This window comes from Pseudomonas graminis, assembly GCF_001705435.1.
Classification (GTDB): Bacteria; Pseudomonadota; Gammaproteobacteria; order Pseudomonadales; family Pseudomonadaceae; genus Aquipseudomonas; species Aquipseudomonas graminis_B.
The window spans coordinates 1-2,977 of sequence record NZ_MDEN01000032.1; the positions used below are offsets into that span (position 1 = coordinate 1).

Sequence of the window (2,977 nt, forward strand, 5' to 3'; positions counted from 1 at the left end):
GTAAGCGTTCGGTTAAGTCGCCTTGACGTAAGGGATGGGAGGTAGCGGCGCTGACGCAAGCGTAAGCAGTGGCCATATCGTCAGCCAGTTTTTGGACTTGAAGCGGTCTTGATAGATCGCTTTTTTCGCCGAGGTAAAGCTCTCCGTTGGCCTGATAATCAACTCAAATAGATCATCAAGTCCCAGCGGTGCCGCGATCTCGCATGAGCCTTCCTCTCGCAGTCTTACGGCTACCGCCGTTGCGGTTTCCGGCCAGTAGCGCATTGCGTCGGTCGTAGAAAGGTATGGTTTATCGCCATTCTGAACATGCATTCTGGCTTGGTTTTTCACAGACCAAATTACTGTCGGATCTAGACTCCTGAGGACGGCCTCCAAAGCTTCATCTTCCTCGGGGGTGCAGCGCTTCGCATCAAACCAGATGACGTCAACGTCTGTTGAGACCTGAGACGAACCGCGCCCGTGCAAATAGTCCCAAACCGCGTTTCGGACGAAACCTGCTCCTATCCAGCAGTCTGGCAAGTTGAGGGAGCGCACCATTTCAAGTAATCGCCACCGAACGGGGTCATCTGAAATAATCGCTTGGACTGTCGAAATATTGTCCACTCAGAACTCACCTTATTTAAGCTAGGCAGGCATCCACAGATGCGGCAGCAGTTGTTCGATCTCACTCGCCCGCTGTATCGGCAGTCGGGTCAGCACATTTTTGAGATAAGCATACGGATCATGCCCGTTCATGCGCGCAGACTGGATCAAACTCATGATCGCCGCCGCCCGTTTACCGCTGCGCAGCGACCCAGCAAACAACCAGTTCGAGCGTCCAAGTGCCCACGGTCGGATCTGGTTCTCTACTTGATTGTTGTCGATGGGGACAGCCCCGTCGTCAAGGTAGCGCGTCAGCGCTACCCAGCGTTTAAGGCTGTAATCCAGAGCTTTGGCCGTTGCCGATCCGTTGGGCACGAGATCTCGCTGGGCCAACATCCAGTCATGCAGCGTTGCGATTATCGGAGCTGCTTTTTCCTGTCGTATTCGCCAACGGTCTTCATCACTCATCTCCCGCGCTTGCCGTTCAACTTCGTACAAGCCGCCAATCGAGTGAAGTGCCTGTCCGGCCAATTGGCTTTTGTTCGCCACGTGCAGATCGAAAAACTTGCGTCGGGCATGAGCCATGCAGCCGATTTCGATCATGCCTTTCTCGAAGCCTGCTTTGTAGCCAGCAAAGTCGTCGCACACCAACTTGCCGTTCCAGGAGCCGAGGAAGTTACGCGCATGTTCGCCCGCTCGACTTGGGCTGAAGTCGTAAACAACGGCTTTGAGTGCCGAAAACGGTGTGGTGCTGTAGGCCCAGACATACGCTCGGTGGGTTTTCTTCTCTCCTGGCGCGAGCATTTGAACCGGGGTCTCATCGGCGTGGATTACGCCCTCGACCAGCACCGCTTCGCGCAACGCATCGACCAAAGGCTGGAGCTGCACGCCAGTTTGTCCAACCCACTGCGCCAGCGTCGAGCGGGCGATCATCAGGCCAGCGCGGCCAAAGATTTTCTCCTGCCGATACAGCGGCAAGTGGTCGGCGAACTTCGCCACCATCACATGCGCCAGCAGGCCTGCGGTCGGGATGCCCTTGTCGATTACCTGAGCCGGTACCGGTGCCTGGATCAGTGTTTCGCATTGTCGGCAGGCCCATTTTCCACGCACATGCTGTTCGACTGTGAACACGCCGGGCGTGTAATCGAGCTTCTCGCTAACGTCTTCGCCAATACGTTGAAGCTGACACCCGCAGGCGCACTGAGTGTTTTCTGGCTCGTGGCGGATCACGGTGCGTGGGAACTGGGGCGGCAGCGGTGCACGCTTGGGTTTCTGGCGCGGCTCGGCTGGTGCAGGTGGAGGGTTGACCGCGTTCAGCTCGGCCTCTATGGCCGCGATATCAGTATCGAGCAGGTCGTCGAGCAGGCTGCCTTGGTCAGGAGTCAGCTGTTCGCTGCGCTTGGCAAACTTGTGTCGCTTGAGGATGGCGATCTCATGAGCGAGTTGCTCATTGACCGTTTCAAGACGGTGGATCTTCTGGCCCATGGAGTCGACCTGGGACAGCAGCTGCATGGCCTGTTCGGCCAAGGCGCGCAGCTGTTCCGGTGTCATCTGGTCAAGATTGGGCGAGAAAGTCATGTCGCTGATTGTGCCAGAGCAGGCCGTCAGCCGCGATAAACCGATAGGCTAATAGCCGGTGCTAAAGCACTGTGATCGAGCCGCCCGCGCCGACCCGCTGCCAAGGTAAACCCAGCACCAAAGCTTGAAGCTGCTCGTTATCGAGTTCGACTTCCGATCCGCGATGGATGCCGGGCCAGTGAAACTTGCCTTGATTCAATCGTCGCGCCGCCAGCCAGATGCCCACGCCGTCATGCACCAGGACTTTCATCCGGTTGCCTCGGCGGTTGGCGAAAAGATAAGCACAGTGCGGCTTCGCCGCACCGAATACCGCGATCACTCTGGCCAACGCAGTCTCGGTACCGGCGCGCATATCCATGGGCTCTGTGGCGAGCCAGATGGCGTCGACGCGGATCACTGGACAAACTCACGGATAAAACGGGCGCACCCTTCAGGGTCTGAGGATGGCCAGTTCACGGTAAGTTTTTGATGCCCGAAAGGGATCTCGATGCAGACAGGAATTTGCTGACCGGGCCGAGTTGCGGGCTCTAGTTTCATCGGAACGAAAGCGGGCAATGCCGGCGCCTGACGATCACGATAAGCAGGTATCCACTTTCGAACCAGGTTGGCGTTGATGCCATGGCGCAGGGCTACGCTGGCCATCGACACGCCGGGTTGCAGGCATTCCTGGACGATCTGGGCTTTAAAAGGTTTGGGATAAGAGGTTCGTTGGCGCATGGCAATCCTGACGGTAAGGGCGATGGTGTCCACGTATTTTTAAGTGGAGAACATCGCCCTTATTGCGGGGATCGGGTAGGTGACTTCGCCGGACGCTTAC

The 2,977-nt window shown here is 57.2% G+C and carries 4 protein-coding genes; all 4 read right to left on the reverse strand.

Going from position 1 to position 2,977, the window contains the following annotated elements; genetic code table 11:
• Positions 1-12: 12 nt before the first annotated feature.
• Positions 13-603 (reverse strand): nucleotidyltransferase family protein, encoded by a 591-nt coding sequence (locus BBI10_RS00140; protein ID WP_065986012.1) that lies wholly within the window; start codon positions 601-603, stop codon positions 13-15.
• 21 nt (positions 604-624) lie between these two features.
• The gene (gene tnpC / locus BBI10_RS00145) at positions 625-2,160 is read right to left on the reverse strand and encodes an IS66 family transposase (RefSeq protein WP_065986013.1); all 1,536 of its coding nucleotides are present in this window, start codon (positions 2,158-2,160) and stop codon (positions 625-627) included.
• 61 nt (positions 2,161-2,221) lie between these two features.
• Positions 2,222-2,557, reverse strand: a complete 336-nt coding sequence (tnpB, locus tag BBI10_RS27740) for an IS66 family insertion sequence element accessory protein TnpB (protein WP_065986014.1) — start codon at positions 2,555-2,557, stop codon at positions 2,222-2,224.
• The gene (gene tnpA, locus BBI10_RS00155) at positions 2,554-2,877 is read right to left on the reverse strand and encodes an IS66-like element accessory protein TnpA (RefSeq protein ID WP_065986015.1); all 324 of its coding nucleotides are present in this window, start codon (positions 2,875-2,877) and stop codon (positions 2,554-2,556) included. The genes tnpB and tnpA overlap by 4 nt, the downstream gene beginning before the upstream one ends.
• Positions 2,878-2,977 lie beyond the last annotated feature (100 nt).

What these genes read in the sequence shown, in the direction of transcription:
- tnpC (WP_065986013.1), bottom strand. Translation starts at nt 2,160, where the DNA reads ATGACTTTCTCGCCCAATCTTGACCAGATGACACCGGAACAGCTGCGC.
- tnpA (WP_065986015.1), bottom strand. Translation starts at nt 2,877, where the DNA reads ATGCGCCAACGAACCTCTTATCCCAAACCTTTTAAAGCCCAGATCGTC.